This is a genomic window from Celeribacter litoreus (assembly GCF_020165855.1).
Taxonomy (GTDB): domain Bacteria; phylum Pseudomonadota; class Alphaproteobacteria; order Rhodobacterales; family Rhodobacteraceae; genus Celeribacter; species Celeribacter litoreus.
The window spans coordinates 632,317-654,577 of sequence record NZ_JAIUFY010000005.1; the positions used below are offsets into that span (position 1 = coordinate 632,317).

Here is a 22,261-nt window from a genome sequence, read left to right on the forward strand (position 1 = left end):
AATCAGTGCGACAGGGGCTAATCTGCGAGATATGATTATTTCTTCGGGTCGTCGTTACATTTTCGTCCACATTCCTAAGACGGGCGGAACCGCGCTTTCGGCGGCACTGGAAACCCGTGCGAAAGCAGATGACATCCTGATTGGTGACACGCCCAAGGCAATCCGCAGGCGTGAACGGGTGAAGTCCCTCTCCGCTGCTGGACGCCTGTGGAAGCACTCCACTCTGCGCGACATCGAAGGTCTCGTGCCGCGTGAGGATTTCGACGACTTCTTCATCTTTACACTCGTTCGTAATCCGTGGGATCGGGCCGTGTCTTATTATCATTGGCTTCGTGATCAGACGTGGGACCACGATGCCGTGCGATTGGCGAAGGTGCATACATTTTCCGATTTCCTGAATGCACCGGAGACGAGGGAAGCGCTCGGGGTGCCCTATGGGTCCTATCTCCGGGATGGGGAAGGGCAGGAGCGCGGAACGCATTTTGCGAGAATTGAAGCGCTGGAAACTGACCTCGTGCCTCTATGGGAGCATCTGGGCTTCGATCTGTCACCGATCCCTCAAGCGAACGCCTCAGTACGGGATAGCGACTATCGCGGCTACTACTCGGCAGCAGATGCAGAGCTCATTGCGCGCATTTGCGCGACTGACATTGCGCGGTTCGGGTACGGGTTTGATGATCCCATAGCGCCCAAGAAATAATCAAAAGCTATAAATGTGGCGAAGGTTTTCGCCACAATTCGGACTCAATTGCTGCGCTGCAGCGAGAGTTTTGGATGTGGGAGGCTGCGGCGTGTAGTGTCGATGCATCCTCGTGTTGGGAGGCGCGAAGGCCAAGTTGAACCAAACGGAGCCCATTATGTGTATCTCTGCAGAGGCGCTTGCCCTCTTCCTAAATATGATCGTCGCCCCCGTCACCACCGAGCCGGGGCGGATCATCGTCCACGCCGAAGAAATGGACGCACACTATGTGCAGGTCGAAGACCGCTGGTGCACCATGGCGCCGCAAATTCAGGGTCAGCAGATGTTTGCTGAACTCGCGAAAAAGGACGCCTGAGAAAAAGCCCTCCCGCGAGGGGAGGGCCTGATTTCTATCGGCGCATAGGTTAGGCCGCCTTGCTATCCACGCCTGTGCCAAACCGACCGTAGAACGTCTCGCCCGAGGCCGCCATCTCACGTAGGAGCTTCGGCGTCTCGAAGCGCGGGCCATGCGTTGCGGTGAGGTTGTCGCAAATTTCGACCGCTTTCGCGGCACCGATGATGTCGAGCCAGCTGAACGGACCGCCGGACCACGGGGCAAAGCCCCAGCCGAGGATTGCGCCGACATCTCCCTCGCGGATGTCTTCGAGCACACCTTCTTCGAGCGCGCGGACGGCCTCGAGAACCTGTGCCATCATCAGGCGGTGCTGGACCTCATCGAGATCGGGCTGGGCGTCGGCTGTCGGGAACTCGGCGTTGAAGCCCTCCCAAAGCAACCCGCGCTTGCCCTTTTCATCATAGTCATAGAAGCCCGCGTTTGCTTTTTTCCCAAGACGCCCCTGATCGAACATCCAGAACACAACCTCATCCACGGCTTCGTCCGGATAGGCGTCGCCCATGGCGGCCTTCGTTGCCTTTGCGATCTTTACGCCGAGATCGATGGAAGTCTCGTCAATGAGCTGAAGCGGCCCGAGCGGGAAGCCCAGAAGCTTCGCAGCATTCTCGATCAGCGGCAGATCCACGCCCTCGGCCGCCATACGCACACCCTCGTTGATGTAGGGGATGATGCAGCGGTTGGCGTAGAAGAAGCGCGCGTCATTCACGACGATCGGCGTCTTGCGGATCTGGCGTACGTAGTCGAGCGCTTTGGCTACGGCCACATCACCGGTTTCCTTGCCCTTGATGATCTCCACGAGGAGCATCTTGTCCACTGGACTAAAGTAGTGGATGCCGATGAACTGTTCCGGACGCACGGACGCCTTCGCGAGTTGCGTGATCGGCAGGGTCGAGGTGTTTGAGGCAAAGATGCAGTCTTCGCCGACGATGGCCTCAACCTTCTTCGTCATTTCCGCTTTCACGCTGATATCTTCAAACACAGCCTCAACGATCAGGTCGCATCCTTTCAAAGCCTCCAGATCGGTCGTCGCGTTGATGCGGGCGAGAACCTGTTCTTTTTTCTCCGGCGTCACCTTTTTGCGGCTGATGCCCTTGTCGAGGATGGTTTCAGAATAGGCTTTGCCTTTGTCCGCGGCCTCTTGCTTCATGTCGATCAACACGACCTCGATGCCCGCATTGGCCGACACATAGGCGATGCCTGCGCCCATCATCCCTGCGCCAAGGACGCCGACTTTCTTGACGGTCTGGTCCGCGACCGCAGGACGGTTCGCGCCTTTCTCGAGCGCTTCCTTGTTGATGAAAAGGGACCTGATCATCGCAGAGGACGACGGGTTCATCAGCACGTTGGTGAACCAGCGCGCTTCGATTTTGAGCGCAGTATCAAACGGCACCATCGCGCCTTCGTAGACCGCGGACAGAAGTGCTTTCGCCGCCGGATACACGCCCATCGTGTTGCCGTTGACCATGGCGGACGCCCCGACAAAGGTCATGAAGCCAGCCGGATGATACGGCGCGCCGCCGGGCATTTTCCAGCCCTTCGCATCCCATGGTTTCACGATGTCCGCGTCTGTTGCGGAGAGCACCCATTCCTTCGCTTTGGCGAGCAACTCTTCCGGTGCGACGACCTCTTGGATGATGCCCGATCCTTTGGCCTGCTTCGGGTTGAGCATCTTGCCTTCGAGCAGGACCGGAGCCGCGGCCATCGCGCCAACCATGCGGGACACGCGGGTCGTGCCGCCCATGCCGGGGAAAATGCCGACCTTGATCTCCGGCAGGCCGATCTTGGCCTTCGGATTGTCCGCCGCGAAGATGCGGTGACAGGCGAGGGGGAGTTCGAGCCCGATGCCAAGCGCCGTGCCGGGCAGGGCGGCCGCAACTGGTTTGCCGCCTTTGTTGGTCTTCGGGTCCATGCCAGCGCGTTCGAGTTTGCGCAAGATGCCGTGCATGTTCATCAGCCCGTCAAAGAGACCCTGCGCAGGGTTGTCGCCCGCCGCGTCCTTCATCTTGGCGATGATGTTAAGGTCCATCCCGCCCGCAAAAGTGTCTTTGCCGGAGGTGATGATTACGCCTTTGACAGCCTCGTCGCCGAGCGCCTTGTCGATGCAGGCGTCGAGTTCCGCGATGCCCTCCATCGAGAGCACGTTCATGGACTTGTTCGGGATGTCCCAAGTGATGAAGGCGACGCCATCCGCGTCTACGGAGTAATGAAAATCAGTCATAGCGTTCCCTCCCTTACACGCGTTCGATGATGGTGGCGGCACCCATGCCGGAAGCGATGCAGAGCGTGGCGAGGCCGACGCCTTTGCCGCTGCGCTCCAACTCGTCCAGAAGCGTGCCGATGATGATCGCGCCCGTTGCGCCGAGGGGGTGCCCCATGGCGATGGAGCCGCCGTTGACGTTGACTTTGGAGCTATCGACGTCGAACGCCTGCATGAAGCGCATGACGACGGAGGCAAAGGCCTCGTTCACCTCAAAGAGGTCGATGTCGTTGATCGACATGCCACTGTCTGCGAGGATTTTCTGGGTCACGGGCACTGGACCGGTAAGCATGATGGTCGGGTCCGTGCCGATCTTTGCAGTGGCGCGAATGCGGGCGCGGGGTTTGAGGCCGTATTTCTCGCCGAATTCCTTGTTGCCAATGAGGACGGCCGCAGCGCCATCTACAATGCCGGACGAGTTGCCCGCGTGGTGGATGTGTTCGATCCGCTCCAGATGCGGGTATTTCATCAGGGCGATTTTATCAAATCCGGGCATGACTTCGCCCATGTCTTTGAAGGACGCCTTGAGTTGGCCGAGCGCGTCCACGGTCGTGCCCGGACGCATGTATTCGTCACGGTCGAGAATGGTCAGCCCGTTGATGTCTTTCACCGGCACGATGGACTTCGCAAATCGGTTGTCCTGCCACGCGGCAGCGGCGCGGTTCTGGCTCTCGACGGCGAGTGCGTCGGCCTCCTCGCGGGTGAACCCGTATTCGGTCGCAATGATGTCAGCGGAGATGCCCTGCGGCACGAAGTAGGTCTTCATGGCAATCGACGGATCCACGGCAATTGCCGCCCCGTCAGAGCCCATAGCGACACGACCCATCATCTCCACGCCGCCTGCGATATAAGCCATGCCTGCGCCACCTTTGACTTGGTTGGCAGCGAGGTTCACGGCTTCCATACCGGAGGCGCAGAAGCGGTTGATCGCGAGGCCGGGAATGGATTGATCCAGCTCCGACGCGAGCACGGCGGTGCGTGCGAGACAGCCGCCTTGTTCCCCGACTTGGGTCACGTTGCCCCAGATCACATCCTCAACTGCGTGCCCTTCGAGGCCATTGCGGTCTTTGACAGCATTGAGCATCTGCGCAGAGAGCGCGGCGGAGGTCACCTCATGCAGGCTCCCGTCCTTGCGGCCCTTGCCGCGCGGGCTGCGCAGGGCGTCGTAAATATAAGCTTCGGTCATTCAATCCTCCTCAGGTCCGCGACGGATGGGGCGTGTCCCTCTAGTGAGAGGTCTGTGTGCGGCCCGTGTCATCCGTGCGTGACGTTCGAGTCTAAGATACCTGTCTTCTCACAATGAAACAGTAGAACGCCGCGTCATTCCAGAGCAGGTGCATTCTGTGACGTCCCGTCAGTTTATTCTGTGTATATGACAGGTTGGCGATAGGCCCCGTGTTCGTGATTGGGGCCTATCAAGTGTTTTGGAATGCGCCTTAGAACGCGTCTGCGGGCAGGGTCATCACCGGATCGGCACCGGACTCGATGCGTTTCAGGAGCGTACCCGTCATCGGAAGCTGACGCGCCATAAAATAGCGGGCCGTCGTGAGCTTGTTCTGGTGGAATTCCGGATCGGCGGTGCCATTCGCAAGCGCCTCAAGCGAGACTTTTGCCATCCGCGCCCACATCAGGCCGAGGCAGACGTAGCCGAACAGATGCATGAAGTCATACGAACCTGACAGCGCCGCGTTCGGGTTCTTCATTCCGTTCTGCATGAAGAACATGCCTGCGCCCTGAAGGTCTTTGGAGGCTTGTTTCAGCGGACCGGTGAACTCGGCCATATCCCCGTCGCCGTTTTCTTTGCAGAAGCCTTTGACCAGTTCAAAGAACGCCATGACGTGCTTGCCGCCATCGGTCGCGAGTTTGCGGCCCACGAGATCGAGCGCCTGCACGCCGTTTGCACCCTCATAGATCATCGCAATACGTGCGTCGCGGGTGAATTGGGACATGCCCCATTCTTCGATATAGCCATGGCCGCCATAGACCTGTTGCGCATTCACTGTGGCCTCATAGCCTTTGTCGGTCAGGAAGCCTTTGAGCACGGGAGTCATAAGTGAGATGAGACCATCGGCGTCCGCATCTTTGGAGCGGTGCGACTGATCGATGAGCTGCGCCCCCCAGAGCATGAAGGCGCGCGCGCCTTCGATAAAACTCTTCTGATCCATCAAATTGCGGCGGATGTCGGGATGCACGATCAGCGGGTCGGCGGGGCCGTCGGGGTTTTCGGCACCCGTCACCGCACGGCCTTGCAAACGGTCCTTGGCGTAGATCACCGCGTTCTGATAGGCGGCTTCGGCCTGTGCGAGACCCTGCATGCCGACGCCGAGACGGGCCTCGTTCATCATGGTGAACATCGCGCGCATGCCCTTGTGTTCCGTGCCCAAGAGGTAGCCGGTCGCATCGTCGTAGTTCATCACGCAGGTGGAGTTGCCGTGGATGCCCATCTTTTCTTCGATGGAGCCTACGGAGACACCGTTGCGGGCGCCAACGCTGCCGTCTTCTTTCACGAGGAACTTCGGCACGATGAAGAGGGAGACGCCTTTGATCCCCTCGGGGCCGCCTGCGATTTTGGCGAGGACGAGGTGGATGACGTTCGACGAAAGATCGTGATCGCCTGCGGAGATAAAGATCTTCTGGCCGGTGATCTTGTAGCTGCCGTCTGCTTGCGGCTCGGCTTTCGTGCGCATGAGGCCCAGATCGGTGCCGCAATGCGGTTCTGTGAGGTTCATGGTGCCCGTCCATTCGCAGGACGTCATTTTGGGCAAGTAGGTCGACTTTTGCTCATCGGTGCCGTGCGCGAGGATCGCAGAGGCCGCACCGTGGGTCAGGCCCTGATACATGGTGAACGCTTGGTTCGCGCCGGAGAGCATTTCGCCAACGGCGGTGCCCATCAGGTAGGGCATGCCTTGGCCGCCATATTCCGCGGGCAAGTCGAGACCGGTCCAGCCGCCCTCTTTAACCTCTTCGAAGGCTTCTTTGAAACCGGTCGGTGTGGTGATGACACCGTTTTCGAAGGTGCAACCCTCTTTGTCGCCGACGGTGTTCAGAGGGGCGACAACTTCCGAGGCGAGTTGCCCTGCAGCCTCGAGGATCGCCTCGGTAAATTCGGGCTCAAGGTCGGCGTAACCGGGGATGTCGCTCTGCGAGACCTTCAGCAGATCGTGCAGAACATATTGGATATCTTTCACAGGAGCCGTGTAACTCGGCATGGCGTTTCTCCCTTTGCAGTGCGCGGGGAGAAAGGACTGCTTAGTCCCCGCGCGTCACTTCAGCGATTTGTTCATCGACAAACCGGATTTCGTCCTCCAACTCGGCCATGACCCTGGCGCGTTCGGCTTGTTCCGCCTGCATCTCTGCGAGTTTGTCCTGATAAGCCTTCAAAGTTGCACGCATCTGCTCTTCGCCGCGGTCCTTTTCGGTATAGAGATTGAGGACTTGTCGGATTTCCTCCAGAGCGAACCCGTATCTCTTGCCCTTCAGGATCAGCGTGAGCCGCGCTCTGTCACGACGCGTGAAGAGCCGCTTCTGCCCCTGACGTTGGGGGTTAAGCAGTTCTTTAGCTTCGTAAAAGCGCAGTGTGCGTGGTGTTACCTCGAAGGTATCGCACATTTCGCGGATGGTCATCACCTCATTGGTTGTCACTTCGACACTTCCTCTTAACCTTCAAGACGGCCTGCTTTATCGGAGCAGGTGTCGCTATCCAAGGGGTGCGGAGGTCGCGCCTTCCCAATCACCCTAATCAGAACGCAGGAAACAGTTCATTCAAAACGTGGCGTCACGATGTGTCGCGCAGTTTGTCCCGAAAAATGTTAATTATTACCTTACGGATTTAGGTGGATATTTGCCGACGGCAAGATGCGCAAGCGTTGAGGCGTGAAAAAACAGAGTTTCACGTCAGAAGAGGTGATTTGTACCATTAGTTGCTGATTTTTATGACTTTATGTCGGATCTGATGCTGCTTTAAAGGCATCATTTTAGACGAGCGTTGCACTTGAATGTGAACGCGGGGCGTCACGCCACGCCGGTTCTCCGAAGGGATTAGCGGCGCGGCGCAAAGAGAATGGGGGGGCGCGTGACGTTACGACGTTTCCCGAAGCGCTGGCTGTGCTTCGCCAGACTCGATGTTGCGAACTGTCTGTTCGCGCAGTTCCTGAAGTTCGGCAATTGCTTTTTCAAGCTCGACCTTTTGTGCTTCGAGCGCGACGAGTTGGCGGTCTGCAAGTTTCACGAAGGCTTCGGCCTGGGCTTTGGTGCCCTCTTCCTCGTAGATCAGGAGCCACTGGCGCATCTCTTCGAGAGAAAACCCGTATTTCCGACCGCGCAATATGAGCGTCATGCGTGCCACTTCGCGTGGCGTGTAGAACCGCGAACGGCCTTCCTTTTCAGGGGCCAGCAATTCGATATATTCGTAGTACCTGAGCGTGCGCGGGGTCACATCGAACTCTGCGCACATCTCCTTAAACGTGAGACGTTGATCGGGCATGTATTCTCTCTCCTCGCGCCTCATCTAAACTGTTTGGTTCAGTTTGGCAAATGGCCTTCCCTGTATGCGCGAACCTTAGTCAACTCCGCGGCGCCTGATCAAGGAAACAAAACCTTGGCGTGCCGTCGCGTAACTTTTGGGAGGGCCGCCAATTCAAGATTTTGCCCTTGCCGCTCGCGTGGCGCGCTGCGAAATATAGGGCGCTGCCACCCCAGAGAGGCCCTGTATGACCGCGGACTTGGAAAATAAAACCGAACGCGCCCGCACCTTTGTCGAGACTTTGCCACATTGTCAGGCTTTGGGAATGGCCCTTCAGAGCATCGGGCAAGGCGAAGCGGAGATCGCGATGCCATATGCGGAAAAGCTGATTGGCGATCCCGATACGGGCGTGATCCATGGAGGGGCCGTGTCTGCACTCATGGACACCTGCGCCGGTGCGGCGGTGATGAGCCATCCTGAAGCGGGCTACGCGACCGCGACGCTCGATCTGCGGATAGATTACATGCGCGCGGCCAAACCGGGCGCGACGATTACGGCCCATGCGATTTGTTATCATATGACCCGTTCCGTTGCCTTCGTGCGGGTGTCGGCGCATGACGGGTCGTCTGACGTGCCCGTTGCTGCGGCGTCAGGGGCGTTTGCTGTTGAGAGAGGCTCGAAATGAACCGTCGTGCACCTGAGCCTGTCCAAGTCGTCAAAGAACGCCGTGATGCTGCGCTTTCCGAACTGGTCGCGCGTGTTCCCTACATCTCTTTCATGGGGTTTGAATTCGAACGTCGAGGTGACGAACTGACGGCTGTGATGCCTTACCGCCCCGACCTTATCGGAAACCCCGCATTGCCCGCACTTCACGGCGGGGCGCTCGCTGCGTTTTTGGAAGTGACGGCGTTGATTTCCCTGTCATGGACGCTGGTGTGGCCAAAGATCGAGTCCGGTGAGACCACGGGCGTTCTGCCGAAGTTCCCGAAAACCATTGATCTGACGATCGACTATCTTCGGTCCGGCCTGCCGCGCGACGCCTATGCGCGTGCCGAGATTACCCGCGCCGGTCGCCGTTATGCATCCGTCCAGGTCGAGGCATGGCAAGACAACCGCGCGCGGCCGATCGTGCAGGCGACCGGCCATTTCTTGATGCCGGACGGGGCCTCGGACACCTGAGATGGAGACGCTTCCCGTCGCTCTGAGCCATCGGCGCGTGCTCAAAATCGCGCTTCCGATTGTCCTGTCCAATGCGACCGTTCCGATTTTGGGTGCGGTCGATACGGGCGTTGTCGGGCAAATGGGAGCCGCTGCGCCGATCGGAGCCGTCGGGATTGGGGCTATTATCCTCGCCTCGTTTTATTGGGTTTTCAGCTTTTTGCGGATGGGAACAACTGGCCTCGTGTCACAGGCGCGCGGGGCACGAGATGACGGCGAGGTCGCCGCGCTCTTGACCCGAGCCTTAATGATCGGGCTCACCAGCGGCGTGATCCTCATCATGTTGCAAATGCCGCTCTTGTGGGCCGCGTTTCAAATTTCTCCGGCCACGCAGGAAGTTGAAAGCCTCGCCCGTGGCTACATCGCAATCCGGATTTGGTCAGCTCCCTTCGCGATTGCACTCTTTGGCATCACGGGATGGCTCATCGCACAGGAGCGCACGCGCGGCGTTCTGGTGCTTCAACTCTGGATGAACGGGCTGAACATTCTCCTCGATCTCTGGTTTGTCATCGGACTTGGTTGGGGTGTTCAGGGCGTTGCTCTCGCGACCGTTCTTGCAGAGACGAGTGGTGCTGCGCTGGGCTTTTGGCTTTGTCGCGACATCCTCCGGACACCGGAGTGGCGCGCATGGCACTGCGTTTTTGATCGGGTGCGTCTCATCCATATGGCGAAGGTCAACACAGATATCCTGATCCGTTCGGTCCTGCTCTTGGTGATTATTGTGTCATTTACTTTCCTGAGTGCGGGATTTGACGATTTGACACTCGCGGCGAACCAGATCCTTATGCAGTTTGTCGAGATCACGGCCTATGCGTTGGACGGGTTCGCCTTTGCTGCTGAGGCCATCGTCGGACACGCTCTCGGTGCACGGTCTCGTAGCGCGTTCCGTCGGGGGGCTCTTTTGGCATCTCTCTGGGGGGGCATCGCCGCCGTGTTCATGACGCTTGTCTTCGCAGCTTTCGGTGGGTGGGGCATCGATGTGATGACGACCGCTGTCGATGTGCGTGCTGAGGCGCGAAGCTACCTGCCGTGGATGGCCGTGACCCCGCTCATGGCTTTCGGAGCCTATATGCTCGACGGCATCTTCATCGGTGCGACGCGGACGCGAGACATGCGCAACATGATGTTCGTCACGGTCGCCGTCTACAGTGTTGCGGTGCTCACACTGATCCCGATCTTCGGCAACCATGGCCTCTGGGCCGCGATGTTGATCAGCTACGTCGCGCGCTGCGCCAGCCTCTTGTGGAAATACCCGGCGTTGGAGGCGTCTGTCGAGACGACCTGAGACCTTAGAGCCAGTCGCTGCGCTTTGTCCCGACAGCTTCCGAGACGCTCTCAAACCCGTCCTTTTCGAGCAAGTCATCGAGGCCGCGCGCGATGCGCGGGGCGAGTGAAAGGCCCTGATACACCATCGCGGAATAGATTTGCACAATCGACGCACCGGCGCAGATTTTCGTGTAGGCGTCGAGCGCGGAGGAAATTCCGCCAACGCCCACCAGAGGCACTTCGTCGCCCAAACCGCGTGACAGTTGCGCGAGCACGCGAGTGGACTTTTCGAACAACGGGCGCCCTGATAGGCCGCCAGCCTCCGCTTTATGTGAAGATTTCAAACCATCACGCGACAGGGTGGTGTTGGTGGCGATGACGCCGTCAATGCCGGATTTGCGCGCGACTTCTGCAATCTCTTGGATCTCGGTCTCCGACAAATCGGGCGCGATTTTCAAGAGGACAGGTACATTGTGATCCAGACCCTTGCGTGCATCGAGCACACCTGCGAGCAGCGCCTCGAGCGCTTCCGGCCCCTGCAGGTCGCGGAGCTTTTCGGTGTTCGGGCTAGAGACGTTCACGGTGGCGAAATCAATGAAATTGCCGCAGTGCGCCAAGACCTTCGCGAAGTCAGCCGCACGATCTTCGCTATCTTTATTCGCGCCTAGGTTCAGACCGATCGGAATTTCGGTGCGGTGGTTCGAGTGTCGGCAGCGCGCGAGGCGGTTGCAGGCCTCTTCCATCCCGTCATTGTTGAAGCCAAAGCGGTTGATCACCGCACGATCTTCGGTGAGGCGGAAGAGACGCGGTTTCGGGTTGCCCGGCTGCGGGCGCGGGGTCACGGCACCGACTTCGATGAAGCCGAAGCCCGCGCGCGAGAGCTGCGGGATGGCTTCCGCGTTTTTGTCGAACCCTGCTGCGAGGCCGACGGGGTTGGGCATATCGATGCCGGCAAAGGTCGTTTTCAGACGCGGTGAGGTGACAGGCCCCGGCAGGCTTGCGAGACCGGCGCGCAATGCCGTCAGGGCAAGGTGGTGGGATTTCTCCGGATCGAACCGACGCAGGGCGATCATGCCGAGCTGTTCAAAAAGCGACATCAGAGGTCCTCCGGAAATTCATGGCCGTTCGGGCCGAGGGGAAGCGGTTTGGCCCACTCGATGTCGTCCATCGTCAGGGTGCGGTAGAGATGGGGGAAGAGTTGTCCGCCGCGCGACGGCTCCCATTTCAGCTCCGGGCCGAGTGTCTCGCTCTCCAGAGCGAGCAGATAGAGACCATCCTCCTGCGCGAACCATTTCGCCGCCGTTTCAGCGGCCTGCTCACCGGTCGAGAAATGGATGTAACCGTCGGCCAGATCGACGGGAGCCCCGTCAGTTTGACCTGCTTCTTGCAGTGCAGCCCATTCAGGCGCGCGGAAAATCTTGTAAATCAGCATGTAGCTGAGATGCCCCTATTCCGATGCGGGGTCAATGGGGCAGTTTTACGCGCTCAAAGCCAGCGGTGGCAGCGTTTGTGGATCGTCGGGATAATCAGAAAAACCATCGACAGGACGATCATCGGAACGATGACGAGGTTTCTCTGCCAAATCGGCCAGTCCGGTGTGAGCGGAAGGGACAGGTAGAGGAGGGCGGTCACAAGCGGGTAGACAGCGAGAAAGACGAAGACAGACAGTCTAATCCGGCTCGGTTTGCGGGGTGTGGCAGTCATGCGGGGTGTCCTTGAAGACGGTGTGCTTTTTCGAAAGTATGAGGAAAAATGCGGTTCTGTGGAAGGTTCAAGTCTGTGTCCGCTTGTGCAAGGTGATGTGCATTTCAGGGTGAAAGCAGGCACGTGACCAAGTGAGAGAACATGCGTTTTGAAGCGCGGTGATGCCCGAAATTCATCGAATTCGCCTGCCTGTGATTTCAGCGACGCAAAAACTTTACGCTACGGATGTAGCGCCTATCCGCTGACAGGCTTTGACTCATTGATCAAGAAACGTCAGGCTCAGGTCAGTAAATGTTTCAACAGGGGGCACTTCATGCTCAGAAAAGTTCTTTCCACGTCCGCCGCTATGGCTCTTCTGGCTGGCGCGGCCCATGCCGAATACACTCTGCATATTATTCACATAAATGATCTGCACAGCCGGATCGAACCGATTAGCAAGTACGACTCCACCTGCGGCGAAGAGGACAATGCCGAGGGCAAATGCTTCGGTGGGGTCGCACGCGTTGCAACCATGATTAATCAGTTGCGTGGGGAACTTGATGGCGAAAACGTCATTGTGCTCGACGCTGGCGACCAGTATCAGGGCTCTCTTATGTACACGACCTACAAGGGTGACGTGGAAATCGAGTTCATGAACAAGATCGGCTTTGACGCCATGGCCGTTGGGAACCACGAGTTCGACGATGGTGATGAAGGTCTTCTGAAACTGCTCGATGGTGCCAAGTTCCCGGTCCTTTCCGGCAACCTCGATGTGTCCCAGTCCAACATTCTGGCTGGTAAGCTTCAGGATCACGTCATCCTCGAAGTGGGCGGCGAAAAAATCGGCATCGTTTCTGCCCTGGCGACGGACACCGTCGAAACGTCCAGCCCGTCTGCTGCGGTGATCTTTTCTGACGAGATCGAAAACCTGCAACACGATGTGGATATGCTGACCGAGGCAGGCGTGACGAAAATTATCGCACTGAACCACGTTGGTGTCACCAAAGACATGGATATCGCTGAGAAGGTGTCCGGTCTCGATGCGGTCGTGGGCGGTCACTCCCATACGAAGTTCTCGAACACCGAAGAAGGCGCCTATGCCTACCCGACTATGGTGGGGGGTGTTCCGGTGGTTCAGGCCTATGCGTATTCAAAATATGTCGGTCATCTTGAGCTGACCTTTGACGACGAGGGCAATGTGACGGCCGCCACCGGCGATACCATCCTGCTCGACGCGTCTGTCGAAGAAGATGCCGAAATCAAAGCGCGCGTGGCCGAGCTCGCTGGGCCGATTGCGGAGATGAAGGCGAAAATCGTCGCTGAAACCGCGGCTGATATTGACGGCTCCCGTGACACCTGCCGCGCTGTGGAATGTCAGATGGGCACTCTCGTGGCTGACGCAATGCTCGACCGTGTGAAGGATCAAGGCGTAGAGATCGCTATCCAGAACGGTGGCGGTGTGCGCGCGTCCATCCCGGGCGGCATGGTGACTATGGGCGACGTTCTCACGGTTCTGCCGTTCCAGAACACGCTCGCAACCTTTGAAGTGACCGGCGAAACCATGGTGTCCGCGCTTGAAAACGGTGTGTCCCAGATGGAAGAGGGCGCAGGCCGCTTCCCGCAGGTGGCTGGTATGTCCTTCACCGTCGATCCGTCCGCAGAGGCCGGATCCCGCATCTCCGACGTGATGGTCGGCGGCGCACCGATCGAGATGGACAAGGTCTACGGCGTTGTGTCCAACAACTACGTCCGCAACGGCGGCGACGGTTACAAAATGTTCGTCGATGCGATGAACGTGTATGACTTCGGTCCGGACCTCGCAGACGTGCTCGCAGAGTACATGATCGAGAACGCGCCTTATCAGCCTTACACCGATGGCCGTATCACCGTGAAATAAGCGGTAGGATATAGACAAATTGGAAAGCCCTCGCGATCATGCGGGGGCTTTTTGCTTGGGAGGGCAGAGAAATGATCCACGGACGCTGCACATGTTCAGAGGTGGAATTCGAGGTCACGGCCGATCCGATGATCGTGCACTGCTGTCACTGCACCTGGTGTCAGCGGGAAACGGGCTCTGCCTTTGCGCTCAACGCCTATGTGGAGACCTCGGTCGTTAAGGTCACGAAGGGGGAGCCGGAAATGGTGGTGACGCCTTCCAACTCGGGCCACGGTCAAACGATTGCCAGATGTCCGTCGTGTAAGGTTGCGCTCTGGTCGCATTATGCGGGGTCTGGGGATGCGTTTGCTTTCGTGCGTTGCGGGACTTTGGAAGAACGCGCAGAGATCGTGCCCGATGTCCACATTTTCACGACGACCAAACTGCCGTGGGTCGTATTGCCGGAAGGCGCGCAAGTGTTCGAGGCGTTTTACAAGCCGAAAGAGGTTTGGTCCGAGCAGAGCCTTGCACGGTTCAAAGCAGCAAGGGGCGCGTAAATGGACCACCCCCTCATTGACCTGATCAACCAGAAGATCGCGGAAGCCGAGCGCAACGGGGAGTTCGAAAACCTGTCCGGCGCAGGCAAACCGCTCCCGCACGAGAACGATCCGGAAAATGCGCTGCTCAATCGGGTGATTAAGGAAAACGGCGGTGTGCCGGAATTCGTCTCCCTGACACGTGAGCTAGAAAAGCTCCGCGCGGAGCTGCGCGATACTGGTGATAGGACCGAGCGCCACAAGATCATGAAAGAAATGTCGATGATGGAAGCAAAGATCGACATCGCGCGAAAAGCGCATCGCTAACCCCGTCCGTCACCCTCATCGTGCCACGTCGGAAGAGTTGAGCCAGAATGTGCGCACCAGAAATGGTCGGCGCAAGCGATGCAATGACGCAGGTCATGGCCCCTCCTGTTTTTCAATCTTTAACATAATAAGACCGTTTCTGGGGAGGAGGGGTTATCATGGAACTGATGAAATTTGTGGGTCGCGTGGCGCCGCTTTTGTTTGTGGTCACTGCATGTGTGTCCAACGAACCCGTGGGGCAGCCGACGCCGCTTGATGGCGAATGGCTCGGGTCCTATCACTCACGAAATGTCGATGGTCCAGTTGGCCAGGAGTGTTCTGACGGCTACGGCGGGTTGGTGATCATGAACGGCGTCGTTTCCGGAGAAGCCAGCAATCCTTACGGCGCGTCCTATCAGGTCTCAGGACGTGTTTTCGACGACCTCTTTTTGCAAGCTGAATTCATTTATCAGCAGCAGCCACAGGGACATCTCACGGGGCGACTGGTCGGGGATCGTCTCGAGGGGAGCTTTGACGGAATCAATAATTGCGAGGGAAACTGGGTGGCGATCCGCAAGTAACGATGTGAGGAGACAAGGACGCAAAGCCATTCCGCCGGTGTATCGCGAGTGCGACCTGTCATCCCCTCGTGAATGGCCCACACGCACGATCAGCGCTGGTCCCCGCTGTCTGAGCGTTTAAACTGTGTGCCATGTGTGGACGATTTGCGATAACTCACGCCTCGGATGCGATGGCGCGCCTTTTTGAGGCCGCGCCAGCCAACAATTTACCTGATATCCCGAATTACAACGTCTGCCCGACGACGCAAATACATGTGGTCTTTCGGGAAGACAATGGCCGCAGGCTTGTGCCAATGCGCTGGGGCTTTGTGCCTCGTTGGTACAAGACACCGACGGACGGGCCGCTCCTGATTAATGCACGCGCGGAGACGATCGCCGAAAAGCCGGCTTTCCGTGAGGCTTGCCGTCAGCGACGCTGTCTCATACCCGCAGACGGGTTCTATGAATGGTTTCGGCCCGAGGGTGGGGATAAACTCCCGTGGTTCATTCAGCCCGCTGACGAGGGCCCGATGGTCTTTGCAGGCATTTGGCAAGAGTGGGGGGCTAGTGAGGACAGGATTTCGAGCTGTGCCATTGTCACGACCGAGGCAACGGGGCATATGGCGGAAATCCATCACCGGATTCCGGTGATCCTACAGGCCGAGAACTGGGCAAAATGGCTCGGTGAAGAAGGTCGCGGAGCCGCGCGCCTGATGACGGCAGCGGCAGATGAGACATTGACGTTTCACAGGGTCGGAACCGCTGTGAACTCCAATCGGGCGCAAGGCCCCGATCTGATCGAGGAGATCGACTGATGACCGCGGATTTGAACGCGCACACGTGGGAGAAAATGGCGGGGGCCTCCGAGCATATCGGCCTCATTTTTACGTATTGGGTCGAGGGCGAAGCGCGTTTGGAGTTGCCTATCGGACCACAGCACCTCAACCGGCACGGCATTCCGCATGGCGGCATTTATGCGATGCTTCTCGATACGGCGATGGGGTATTCGGGGGCCTTTACGGGGGATCCCGAGGTCCGGCAAAACAACCTGACTTTGACCCTGACGGTGAACTATCTCTCTCGTCCAAAAGGAAAAACTCTGATCGCGGAAGGAAAGCGGGTCGGCGGCGGGGCCAAGACCTTTTTTGCCGAAGGTAAAATTACGGACGAGACGGGCGAACTCATCGCCACCGCGTCAGGCGCGTTCAAAATGCGGTCTCGATAATTCGACAAACAAACATATTCATTATCTTGAATGAGGCGGAGAGGTTTGATATATGTCTGTCAAACACATCTCTTGGAGTCCACCATGACACTTGACCGCGCTATGTTCCGCTTCGCAGGCACGATGGTTCTCATCAGCGTGCTGCTCACCCAATTCGTTCACCCCGCCTTCATGTGGTTCACCGTGTTCATCGGTGCCAACATGATCCAGTCGTCTTTCACCGGCTGGTGTCCGGCTGCAAAGGTCATGGCCAAACTCGGCGTTCCGGCCGGCTGTGCATTTGAGAAGTGAGCGCAGGCGAAAGCTTGAGTGATGCGGGGTCCTTCGGGGCCCCGTTTTCGTCTTGATGACCGAAAATCGACTAAGCGCGCCACAAGAGAGGCGTTCGATCAAAAATCTCTGATGTCAGAAAGATTTGGAGCGGGCGGCGGGAATCGAACCCGCGTCATTAGCTTGGAAGGCTAAGGTCTTACCACTACACAACGCCCGCGCTCGTGAGCACCGTATGTAGGCGATGCTCTGGGGGGCGTCAAGACGCCGAAGCACATCTTAGTGGCGGATTTGCCCCGTCTTTTTCATGCGCACCTGCTTTGCTCCCATAGGTCTTGCGCTTTCTGTTCTTCAAAGCGAGTTTGTGACCCATATGCAGAGTGAGCCCGACAGGCTTTCCAAACACAGGTGAAGGGACGCGACGTGAGCGAACCTGAGAAAACTTCCGCGATTCTGGCCGTTGACCTCGACGGTACGCTTTTGAAGTCTGACATGTTGTATGAAAGCTTCTGGAGCGCGGCCTCCCAGAATTGGCGCTCGGCTCTGCGGGCTGTAACGGCGCTTGCTGACGGAAAAGCCGCCCTCAAACGCGCTCTGGCCCAGAGCGCGCCGGTCGATGTGGAGACGCTTCCCTATAATGCGGAGGTTCTCGCCTACATCGCCAACCATCGTGCGGAGGGCGGGCAAGTCGCGCTCGTTACGGCAACGGATCAGGACATCGCGGACAGGATCGCCGCGCATCTCGGTGTGTTCGACGCGGTCTATGGATCGGATGGGCAGCGCAACCTCAAAGGCGACAAAAAGGCCGCTTTCCTCGTGGAGACCTACGGGGAGGGAGGGTTCGTCTACATGGGCGACCATGAAGCCGATCTCGCGGTTTGGCCGAGAGGTTTGAGCGCCGTCACGGTGAATGCGCCCGAGGCCCTTCGGGAAAAAGCCGCGACGCTTGGTGTGCCGGTCGAGCACCTCGGCTCCTCACAACGTGAGTATGCGCCATATTTGAAGGCTCTGCGCCCGCATCAGTGGCTGAAGAATATTCTGGTGTTTCTGCCGATGATGCTCGCCCAACAATTCACCTTGGCGACCGTCGCGGTGTCACTGCTGGCTTTTGTTGCGTTCTCGCTTGTCGCCTCGTCGGTCTATGTTCTTAACGATCTACTCGACCTGTCAGCCGACCGTGCACACCCGCGCAAGTGCAAGCGCCCCTTCGCCGCGGGTAGTCTGCCAATTGCGCACGGGTCATTCCTCGCGGCCGGGTTGTTCGGGGGCGGTTTGATACTGTCACTGCTGGCAGGACCGGCCTTTCTCTTCGTCCTTCTGAGCTACTACGCCATGACGACTGCGTATTCCTTTTATTTCAAGCGCCGCATGGTGATCGACATCTGCGTTCTCGCAGGGCTCTACACGATGCGGATTGTCGCTGGCGGGGTCGCCGCGGCAATCCCTCTGTCGATGTGGCTATTGGCTTTCTCGATCTTCCTGTTCTTTGCGCTCGCGGCCGTGAAACGTCAGGCGGAGCTTGTGGACAACATGAAAGAGGGCAAATTGGGACCAACGGGGCGCGGGTATCACGTCGAAGACCTCGCGATCATTTCGCAAATGGCGATTGGAGCCGGCTATATTTCTGTTCTCGTGCTCGCGCTCTACATGAACTCCGATCAGGTCGTTCTGATGTATCCGAACCCCGAAATCCTCTGGGGGATTTGCCTCGTCCTGTTGTTCTGGGTGAGTTGGATCGTGATGAAGACCCACCGTGGCGAAATGCATGACGATCCGATCATCTTTGCGGTGAAAGACAGGATTTCGCGTATCTGTGGTCTCTTGGTGGTCGGCTTTATTCTCGGTGGGGTGCTGATTTAAGCGCGCCGTGGTCGCAGCAGTGTGCGCCCGACTTGACACGGGTCAATTTTCTGAGTGAAAAGCTCGGATAAATGTCGCCCTGCCGTGGAGAAACCCCGAGCAGAGACACCGAAAGATCGAAAGCCATCATGCCGTTCAAAGCTCTTAGCCTCGCTCTCGCCGCCACGCTGCTTGCTGCGCCGCTCGCAGCCGATGAGATTACGTCACTCGAAGCCCTAGGCGAGGCCCTGTTTTTCGACACCAACCTGTCGAAGAACCGCACGCAGGCCTGCGCGACCTGCCATGATCCGGAGCGCGCGTTTACGGATGCTCGCGGTGGCTTTGCGTCCATCGGGGACGACGGGGAGTCAATTGGCGACCGCAACGCGCCGACGGCGATGTATGCGATGTTCTCGCCAGAATTCAGCGAGATCGCGGAAGGCGTCTTTGCCGGTGGTCAGTTCCACGATGGCCGCGCTGCGACGCTCGAAGAACAGGCAGGTGGTCCTCCGCTTAACCCCATTGAAATGGCAATGCCCGACGCCGCCGCGGTTGTGGCGCGTCTGGAGGAAAATCCGGATTACGTCGCGGCGATGACGTCCCTGTTCGGAGCGGACGTGTTTGACGACACGGACGCAGCCTATTCCGCGATGACGCGTGCCATTGCAGCGTTTGAGCGCACCGATGAGTTTGCGCCGTTCGACAGCAAATATGATCGTTACTTGCGGGGTGAGGCGGAACTCTCGCGCGAGGAAATGCTCGGAGAGACGCTGTTCTTTTCGCAGCAGTTCACCAACTGCAACATCTGCCACCAACTGAATCCGCGCCCGGCGTCAGAGGGCGAGGTGTTTACGAACTATGAATTCCACAATATCGGCGTGCCGGAAAATACGGACCTTCGGGCGCTGAATGGCGTTTTGGAGAAAGACCGCGGACTCGGCGGGGTCAACAAACAGCCGCACCTGTCTGGACGTCACAAGGTGCCCACGCTTCGCAACATCGCCGTGACCGGTCCCTATATGCACAACGGTGTGTTTGAGGATCTGCGGACCGTTGTGCTCTTCTACAACACCTACAACACGAAATCCGAGGCGCGGAAGATCAACCCTGAAACGGAAGAGCCTTTTGCCGCGCCGGAAGTGCCGGAAAACTTGTCGATGGAAGAATTGACGACCGGTCCCGCGTTGGAAGACCGCGAAGTTGATGCGCTCGTCGCGTTCATGAAAACGCTGACAGACGCGCGCTACGAGCATCTGCTCGAGGAATAATCCCGCCGCGCCGATGGCGCGGGGGAGGGTTTAGTGACGCAGGCTTGGCGGCAGATCGGCCATCCGTGCGCCGCAGCCTAGATCGAGTGCACCTTGCCAGATGCCTTTCGCACGCATCATGGGAAGCGCGCGTGGCGTGGTTTTCGTGCCGTCCACGAGGGTGATCTCCGCGTCCCACTTTTCCTCAGAGAGATCGCGCCAACAGACGTTCAGGTGCACTTCGGAATGCTGGAAAAGGGATCGCAGTGCCCGCGCCGGAAGGGTTGCCGCCAGTTCCAGAGACGGGAGTTCCTCCGGAATTTCGAGCGTTTCGCCCTTATCCAAAGCCTCGAGCGCGAGCGCCTGATACCGTGCTTCGTAGCACACCCGTGCGAGAATATGCGCGCGGGTTAGACCGGTGATGGCAGACGGTTCAAAGAGCGCCTCATCCGACAGCTCCATGAGCTTTCGCGCAAAAAAGGCCGTGCCCCGCCGCGCGAGGAGCAGGTCCTCAGCAGGCGCGTTGGGGGCGTCGAACCGCGCCCCCTTGCCTAGACGGGCCTTGAGCGCCTCTTGGGCGGCAATATCCGTCTCTGTGAGGGACATTACTCCTGCCCCTCGATCATCGTGCGCATAAAGCCCAGACGTTCCATGATCGGCGCGTCCGAGAAGCGGAACAGATCGAACTGTGTCTCGGCTTGCAGGGACCACGGGACCCAGCTCGGCACGACGAACATGTCGCCTTTTTCGAGCTTGTGCTCGACGCCGTTCAACACAACCGCGCCTTTGCCCTCGAACACTTGGAACACAGTGGAGCCGACCTCATTGCGGGTCGCGGTTTGGGTGCCTGCACGCAGGCGGTGGAATTCGCAGCGGATTGTGGGCATCACGTCGCCGCCGGTGGTCGGGTTCACATAGCGGATGGCGGCGTGGCCCTGTTCGACGGTTGCGGGCTGGCCCTCGTCCTCGAGCAAAAGCTGCTCGGTCAATGCGCGGTCTGTGAATTCCCAACGGTAGGCCCCGATGGGCGAGGAGACCGTGTTCTGGAGCTGCGACAGGGGACGCAGACCCGGATGGCACCAGAGCCGCTCACCACGGGAATAGTCCGGCGTTGCGTTGTCGGTCACGCGGTCTGCACCGAACTCGAAGAAGCCCACATCCATCTGCTGGCTGAACGGAATGTCGAGACCGTCGATCCATGCCATCGGCTCGTTCGCGATGTTGTGGTGACCGTGGAAGTTCCAACCCGGCGTGAGCAAGAGATCCCCGCGCGACATGCGGACGGGATCACCGTTCACAACGGTCCAGACGCCTTCGCCCTCAACCACAAAACGGAACGCGTTTTGAGAGTGACGGTGTTCCGGTGCGTTCTCACCCGGGCAGAGATATTGGATGGCGGCCCAGAGCGTCGGGGTGACATAGGCGTTGCCGCCGAGGCCCGGGTTCGCGAGGCCGATCGCGCGGCGTTCCCCGCCACGACCGACAGGCACCAGCTCACCCGATTTTTCCGCGAGCGGCAGCAGATCGGACCAGCGCCAAACGTGCGGCACGGCTTTCGATTTCGGCGTCATCGGCATCAGATCGCCAAGCTGCGTCCAGAGCGGCAGCAGGTTGTTCTCTTCGAACCCTTTATAGAGCTCGCGCAGTTCCGGGGTGTCCTCGGGCTGCATGCCGTGTTCCACGCTCTCGTGGCTACGCTCGTCGGTCAACATCGGTATTCTCCTCCGTAAAGTCGGGGCGCGTCACGCTGCGCCCGTCTGGATTGGACGCGTCAGGCTGCGTCGGGCTGATTGGGCGGGGCCGCTTTGGTGAAGGCGGGCAATTTGTCGAGTTCCGCGTAGATGCGCGAAATCGTGGGCCATGCGTCGAGGGCAACGGCAAAGCGTTTGTTGTTCCACACCTGCGCATAGAGACAGCAGTCGGCCATGGTCGGCGTGTCGCCGTGACAGTAGATGCCGGTGTCTTTCGACGTGGAAAGCTCCGCTTCTAGGGCGTCGAAGGTGATTGTGACCCAATGGGTGAACCACTCTTTTTGCGCCTCTTCGTCCGCGCCGAACTGATCGCGAATGCGGAACAAAACGCGCAGGTTGTTGAGCGGATGGATTTCGCAGGCGATCATGTAGGACAGCCCACGCACGCGGGCGCGGCCATCGGGATCCGCAGGCAAGAGGGCCGGTTCCGGATGGGTCTCCTCCAGCCATTCCATGATGGCGAGAGATTGCGTCAGAAAGCTTCCGTCTTCTTTCTCAAGCGTGGGAACGAGGCCCTGCGGGTTCTTCGCGAGATACTCCGGCGTCCGAGTTTCCCCATCACGTAGAACGTAAGGCACGTAGTCGTAGTCCAACCCCTTGAGGTTCAACGCGGCACGCAGCCGCGTTGAGGTCGAGGACCGGAAGAAGTTGTGCAACTTCATGGTCATGGA

The 22,261-nt window shown here is 58.7% G+C and carries 25 protein-coding genes and 1 tRNA gene; 14 read left to right on the forward strand and 12 right to left on the reverse strand.

Features of this window, described 5'->3' with window-relative positions; genetic code table 11:
* Positions 1 to 31 precede the first annotated feature (31 nt).
* Both LA304_RS05080 and LA304_RS05085 read left to right on the forward strand, forming a co-directional pair.
* The gene (locus tag LA304_RS05080; protein WP_224502038.1) at positions 32 to 700 is read left to right on the forward strand and encodes a sulfotransferase family 2 domain-containing protein; all 669 of its coding nucleotides are present in this window, start codon (positions 32 to 34) and stop codon (positions 698 to 700) included.
* 157 nt (positions 701 to 857) lie between these two features.
* A complete protein-coding gene (locus LA304_RS05085; protein WP_224502039.1) occupies positions 858 to 1,055 on the forward strand; it encodes a hypothetical protein in 198 nt (65 codons plus the stop codon).
* A gap of 49 nt (positions 1,056 to 1,104) precedes the next feature.
* On the opposite strand, the gene LA304_RS05090 is transcribed toward LA304_RS05085, so the two are convergent.
* From LA304_RS05090 to LA304_RS05110, 5 genes are all read right to left on the reverse strand, one after another.
* The gene (locus LA304_RS05090) at positions 1,105 to 3,312 is read right to left on the reverse strand and encodes a 3-hydroxyacyl-CoA dehydrogenase NAD-binding domain-containing protein (RefSeq protein ID WP_224502040.1); all 2,208 of its coding nucleotides are present in this window, start codon (positions 3,310 to 3,312) and stop codon (positions 1,105 to 1,107) included.
* A gap of 13 nt (positions 3,313 to 3,325) precedes the next feature.
* On the reverse strand, positions 3,326 to 4,537 hold the full coding sequence (locus LA304_RS05095; protein ID WP_224502041.1) for an acetyl-CoA C-acetyltransferase: 1,212 nt from the start codon (positions 4,535 to 4,537) through the stop codon (positions 3,326 to 3,328).
* A gap of 250 nt (positions 4,538 to 4,787) precedes the next feature.
* Positions 4,788 to 6,560 (reverse strand): acyl-CoA dehydrogenase C-terminal domain-containing protein, encoded by a 1,773-nt coding sequence (locus LA304_RS05100; protein ID WP_224502042.1) that lies wholly within the window; start codon positions 6,558 to 6,560, stop codon positions 4,788 to 4,790.
* 40 nt (positions 6,561 to 6,600) lie between these two features.
* Positions 6,601 to 6,975, reverse strand: coding sequence for a MerR family transcriptional regulator (locus LA304_RS05105; RefSeq protein ID WP_224502479.1), 375 nt, complete (start codon positions 6,973 to 6,975; stop codon positions 6,601 to 6,603).
* Positions 6,976 to 7,429: 454 nt separating this feature from the next.
* Positions 7,430 to 7,834, reverse strand: a complete 405-nt coding sequence (locus tag LA304_RS05110) for a MerR family transcriptional regulator (protein WP_224502043.1) — start codon at positions 7,832 to 7,834, stop codon at positions 7,430 to 7,432.
* A 226-nt stretch (positions 7,835 to 8,060) separates the two neighbouring features.
* On the opposite strand from LA304_RS05110, the gene LA304_RS05115 reads away from it, so the two are divergent.
* From LA304_RS05115 to LA304_RS05125, 3 genes are read left to right on the forward strand one after another with little or no spacing between them, the layout of a single operon-like run.
* A complete protein-coding gene (locus tag LA304_RS05115) occupies positions 8,061 to 8,498 on the forward strand; it encodes a PaaI family thioesterase (protein WP_224502044.1) in 438 nt (145 codons plus the stop codon).
* Positions 8,495 to 8,992, forward strand: coding sequence for a PaaI family thioesterase (locus LA304_RS05120; protein WP_224502045.1), 498 nt, complete (start codon positions 8,495 to 8,497; stop codon positions 8,990 to 8,992). Before LA304_RS05115 ends, LA304_RS05120 begins: the two co-directional genes overlap by 4 nt.
* A 1-nt stretch (position 8,993) precedes the next feature.
* The gene (locus LA304_RS05125) at positions 8,994 to 10,316 is read left to right on the forward strand and encodes an MATE family efflux transporter (protein ID WP_224502046.1); all 1,323 of its coding nucleotides are present in this window, start codon (positions 8,994 to 8,996) and stop codon (positions 10,314 to 10,316) included.
* Positions 10,317 to 10,320: 4 nt separating this feature from the next.
* On the opposite strand, the gene LA304_RS05130 is transcribed toward LA304_RS05125, so the two are convergent.
* The 3 genes from LA304_RS05130 to LA304_RS05140 are packed head-to-tail and all read right to left on the reverse strand — an operon-like array spanning position 10,321 to position 12,001.
* Positions 10,321 to 11,394 carry a quinone-dependent dihydroorotate dehydrogenase gene (locus LA304_RS05130; RefSeq protein ID WP_224502047.1) on the reverse strand — a complete coding sequence of 358 codons (1,074 nt, stop codon included), beginning with the start codon at positions 11,392 to 11,394 and terminating at the stop codon, positions 10,321 to 10,323.
* Positions 11,394 to 11,729: a DUF952 domain-containing protein gene (locus tag LA304_RS05135; RefSeq protein ID WP_224502048.1), complete on the reverse strand. Its 336-nt coding sequence runs from the start codon at positions 11,727 to 11,729 to the stop codon at positions 11,394 to 11,396. Before LA304_RS05135 ends, LA304_RS05130 begins: the two co-directional genes overlap by 1 nt.
* A 53-nt stretch (positions 11,730 to 11,782) precedes the next feature.
* Positions 11,783 to 12,001: a hypothetical protein gene (locus tag LA304_RS05140; protein WP_224502049.1), complete on the reverse strand. Its 219-nt coding sequence runs from the start codon at positions 11,999 to 12,001 to the stop codon at positions 11,783 to 11,785.
* A 313-nt stretch (positions 12,002 to 12,314) separates the two neighbouring features.
* On the opposite strand from LA304_RS05140, the gene LA304_RS05145 reads away from it, so the two are divergent.
* The 7 genes from LA304_RS05145 to LA304_RS05175 all read left to right on the forward strand — a co-directional run bounded on the left by LA304_RS05145 (position 12,315) and on the right by LA304_RS05175 (position 16,774).
* A complete protein-coding gene (locus LA304_RS05145) occupies positions 12,315 to 13,877 on the forward strand; it encodes a bifunctional metallophosphatase/5'-nucleotidase (protein WP_224502050.1) in 1,563 nt (520 codons plus the stop codon).
* A 74-nt stretch (positions 13,878 to 13,951) separates the two neighbouring features.
* Positions 13,952 to 14,413, forward strand: coding sequence for a GFA family protein (locus tag LA304_RS05150; RefSeq protein ID WP_224502480.1), 462 nt, complete (start codon positions 13,952 to 13,954; stop codon positions 14,411 to 14,413).
* Positions 14,414 to 14,719, forward strand: coding sequence for a DnaJ family domain-containing protein (locus tag LA304_RS05155; RefSeq protein WP_224502051.1), 306 nt, complete (start codon positions 14,414 to 14,416; stop codon positions 14,717 to 14,719).
* Positions 14,720 to 14,877: 158 nt separating this feature from the next.
* Entirely contained in the window at positions 14,878 to 15,279 is a 402-nt protein-coding gene (locus LA304_RS05160; RefSeq protein ID WP_224502052.1) for a hypothetical protein, read from the forward strand.
* A 131-nt stretch (positions 15,280 to 15,410) separates the two neighbouring features.
* Entirely contained in the window at positions 15,411 to 16,073 is a 663-nt protein-coding gene (locus tag LA304_RS05165; RefSeq protein ID WP_224502053.1) for an SOS response-associated peptidase, read from the forward strand.
* Positions 16,073 to 16,483 (forward strand): PaaI family thioesterase, encoded by a 411-nt coding sequence (locus LA304_RS05170; protein WP_224502054.1) that lies wholly within the window; start codon positions 16,073 to 16,075, stop codon positions 16,481 to 16,483. The genes LA304_RS05165 and LA304_RS05170 overlap by 1 nt, the downstream gene beginning before the upstream one ends.
* Before the next feature lie 84 nt (positions 16,484 to 16,567).
* Positions 16,568 to 16,774, forward strand: a complete 207-nt coding sequence (locus LA304_RS05175; RefSeq protein ID WP_224502055.1) for a YgaP family membrane protein — start codon at positions 16,568 to 16,570, stop codon at positions 16,772 to 16,774.
* 125 nt (positions 16,775 to 16,899) lie between these two features.
* Here LA304_RS05175 and LA304_RS05180 read toward each other — a convergent pair.
* Positions 16,900 to 16,973, reverse strand: a tRNA-Gly gene (locus LA304_RS05180).
* A gap of 203 nt (positions 16,974 to 17,176) precedes the next feature.
* On the opposite strand from LA304_RS05180, the gene LA304_RS05185 reads away from it, so the two are divergent.
* Together LA304_RS05185 and LA304_RS05190 are read left to right on the forward strand one after the other, a co-directional pair.
* Positions 17,177 to 18,613 carry a UbiA family prenyltransferase gene (locus LA304_RS05185; protein WP_224502056.1) on the forward strand — a complete coding sequence of 479 codons (1,437 nt, stop codon included), beginning with the start codon at positions 17,177 to 17,179 and terminating at the stop codon, positions 18,611 to 18,613.
* 128 nt (positions 18,614 to 18,741) lie between these two features.
* On the forward strand, positions 18,742 to 19,860 hold the full coding sequence (locus tag LA304_RS05190) for a cytochrome-c peroxidase (protein WP_224502057.1): 1,119 nt from the start codon (positions 18,742 to 18,744) through the stop codon (positions 19,858 to 19,860).
* Between the two features lie 30 nt (positions 19,861 to 19,890).
* Here LA304_RS05190 and LA304_RS05195 read toward each other — a convergent pair whose 3' ends face one another.
* From LA304_RS05195 to maiA, 3 genes are read right to left on the reverse strand one after another with little or no spacing between them, the layout of a single operon-like run.
* Positions 19,891 to 20,445: a maleylpyruvate isomerase N-terminal domain-containing protein gene (locus tag LA304_RS05195; protein WP_224502058.1), complete on the reverse strand. Its 555-nt coding sequence runs from the start codon at positions 20,443 to 20,445 to the stop codon at positions 19,891 to 19,893.
* Positions 20,445 to 21,551, reverse strand: coding sequence for a cupin domain-containing protein (locus LA304_RS05200; RefSeq protein WP_224502059.1), 1,107 nt, complete (start codon positions 21,549 to 21,551; stop codon positions 20,445 to 20,447). The genes LA304_RS05195 and LA304_RS05200 overlap by 1 nt, the downstream gene beginning before the upstream one ends.
* A 59-nt stretch (positions 21,552 to 21,610) precedes the next feature.
* On the reverse strand, positions 21,611 to 22,258 hold the full coding sequence (gene maiA, locus LA304_RS05205; protein WP_224502060.1) for a maleylacetoacetate isomerase: 648 nt from the start codon (positions 22,256 to 22,258) through the stop codon (positions 21,611 to 21,613).
* Positions 22,259 to 22,261: the final 3 nt, after the last annotated feature.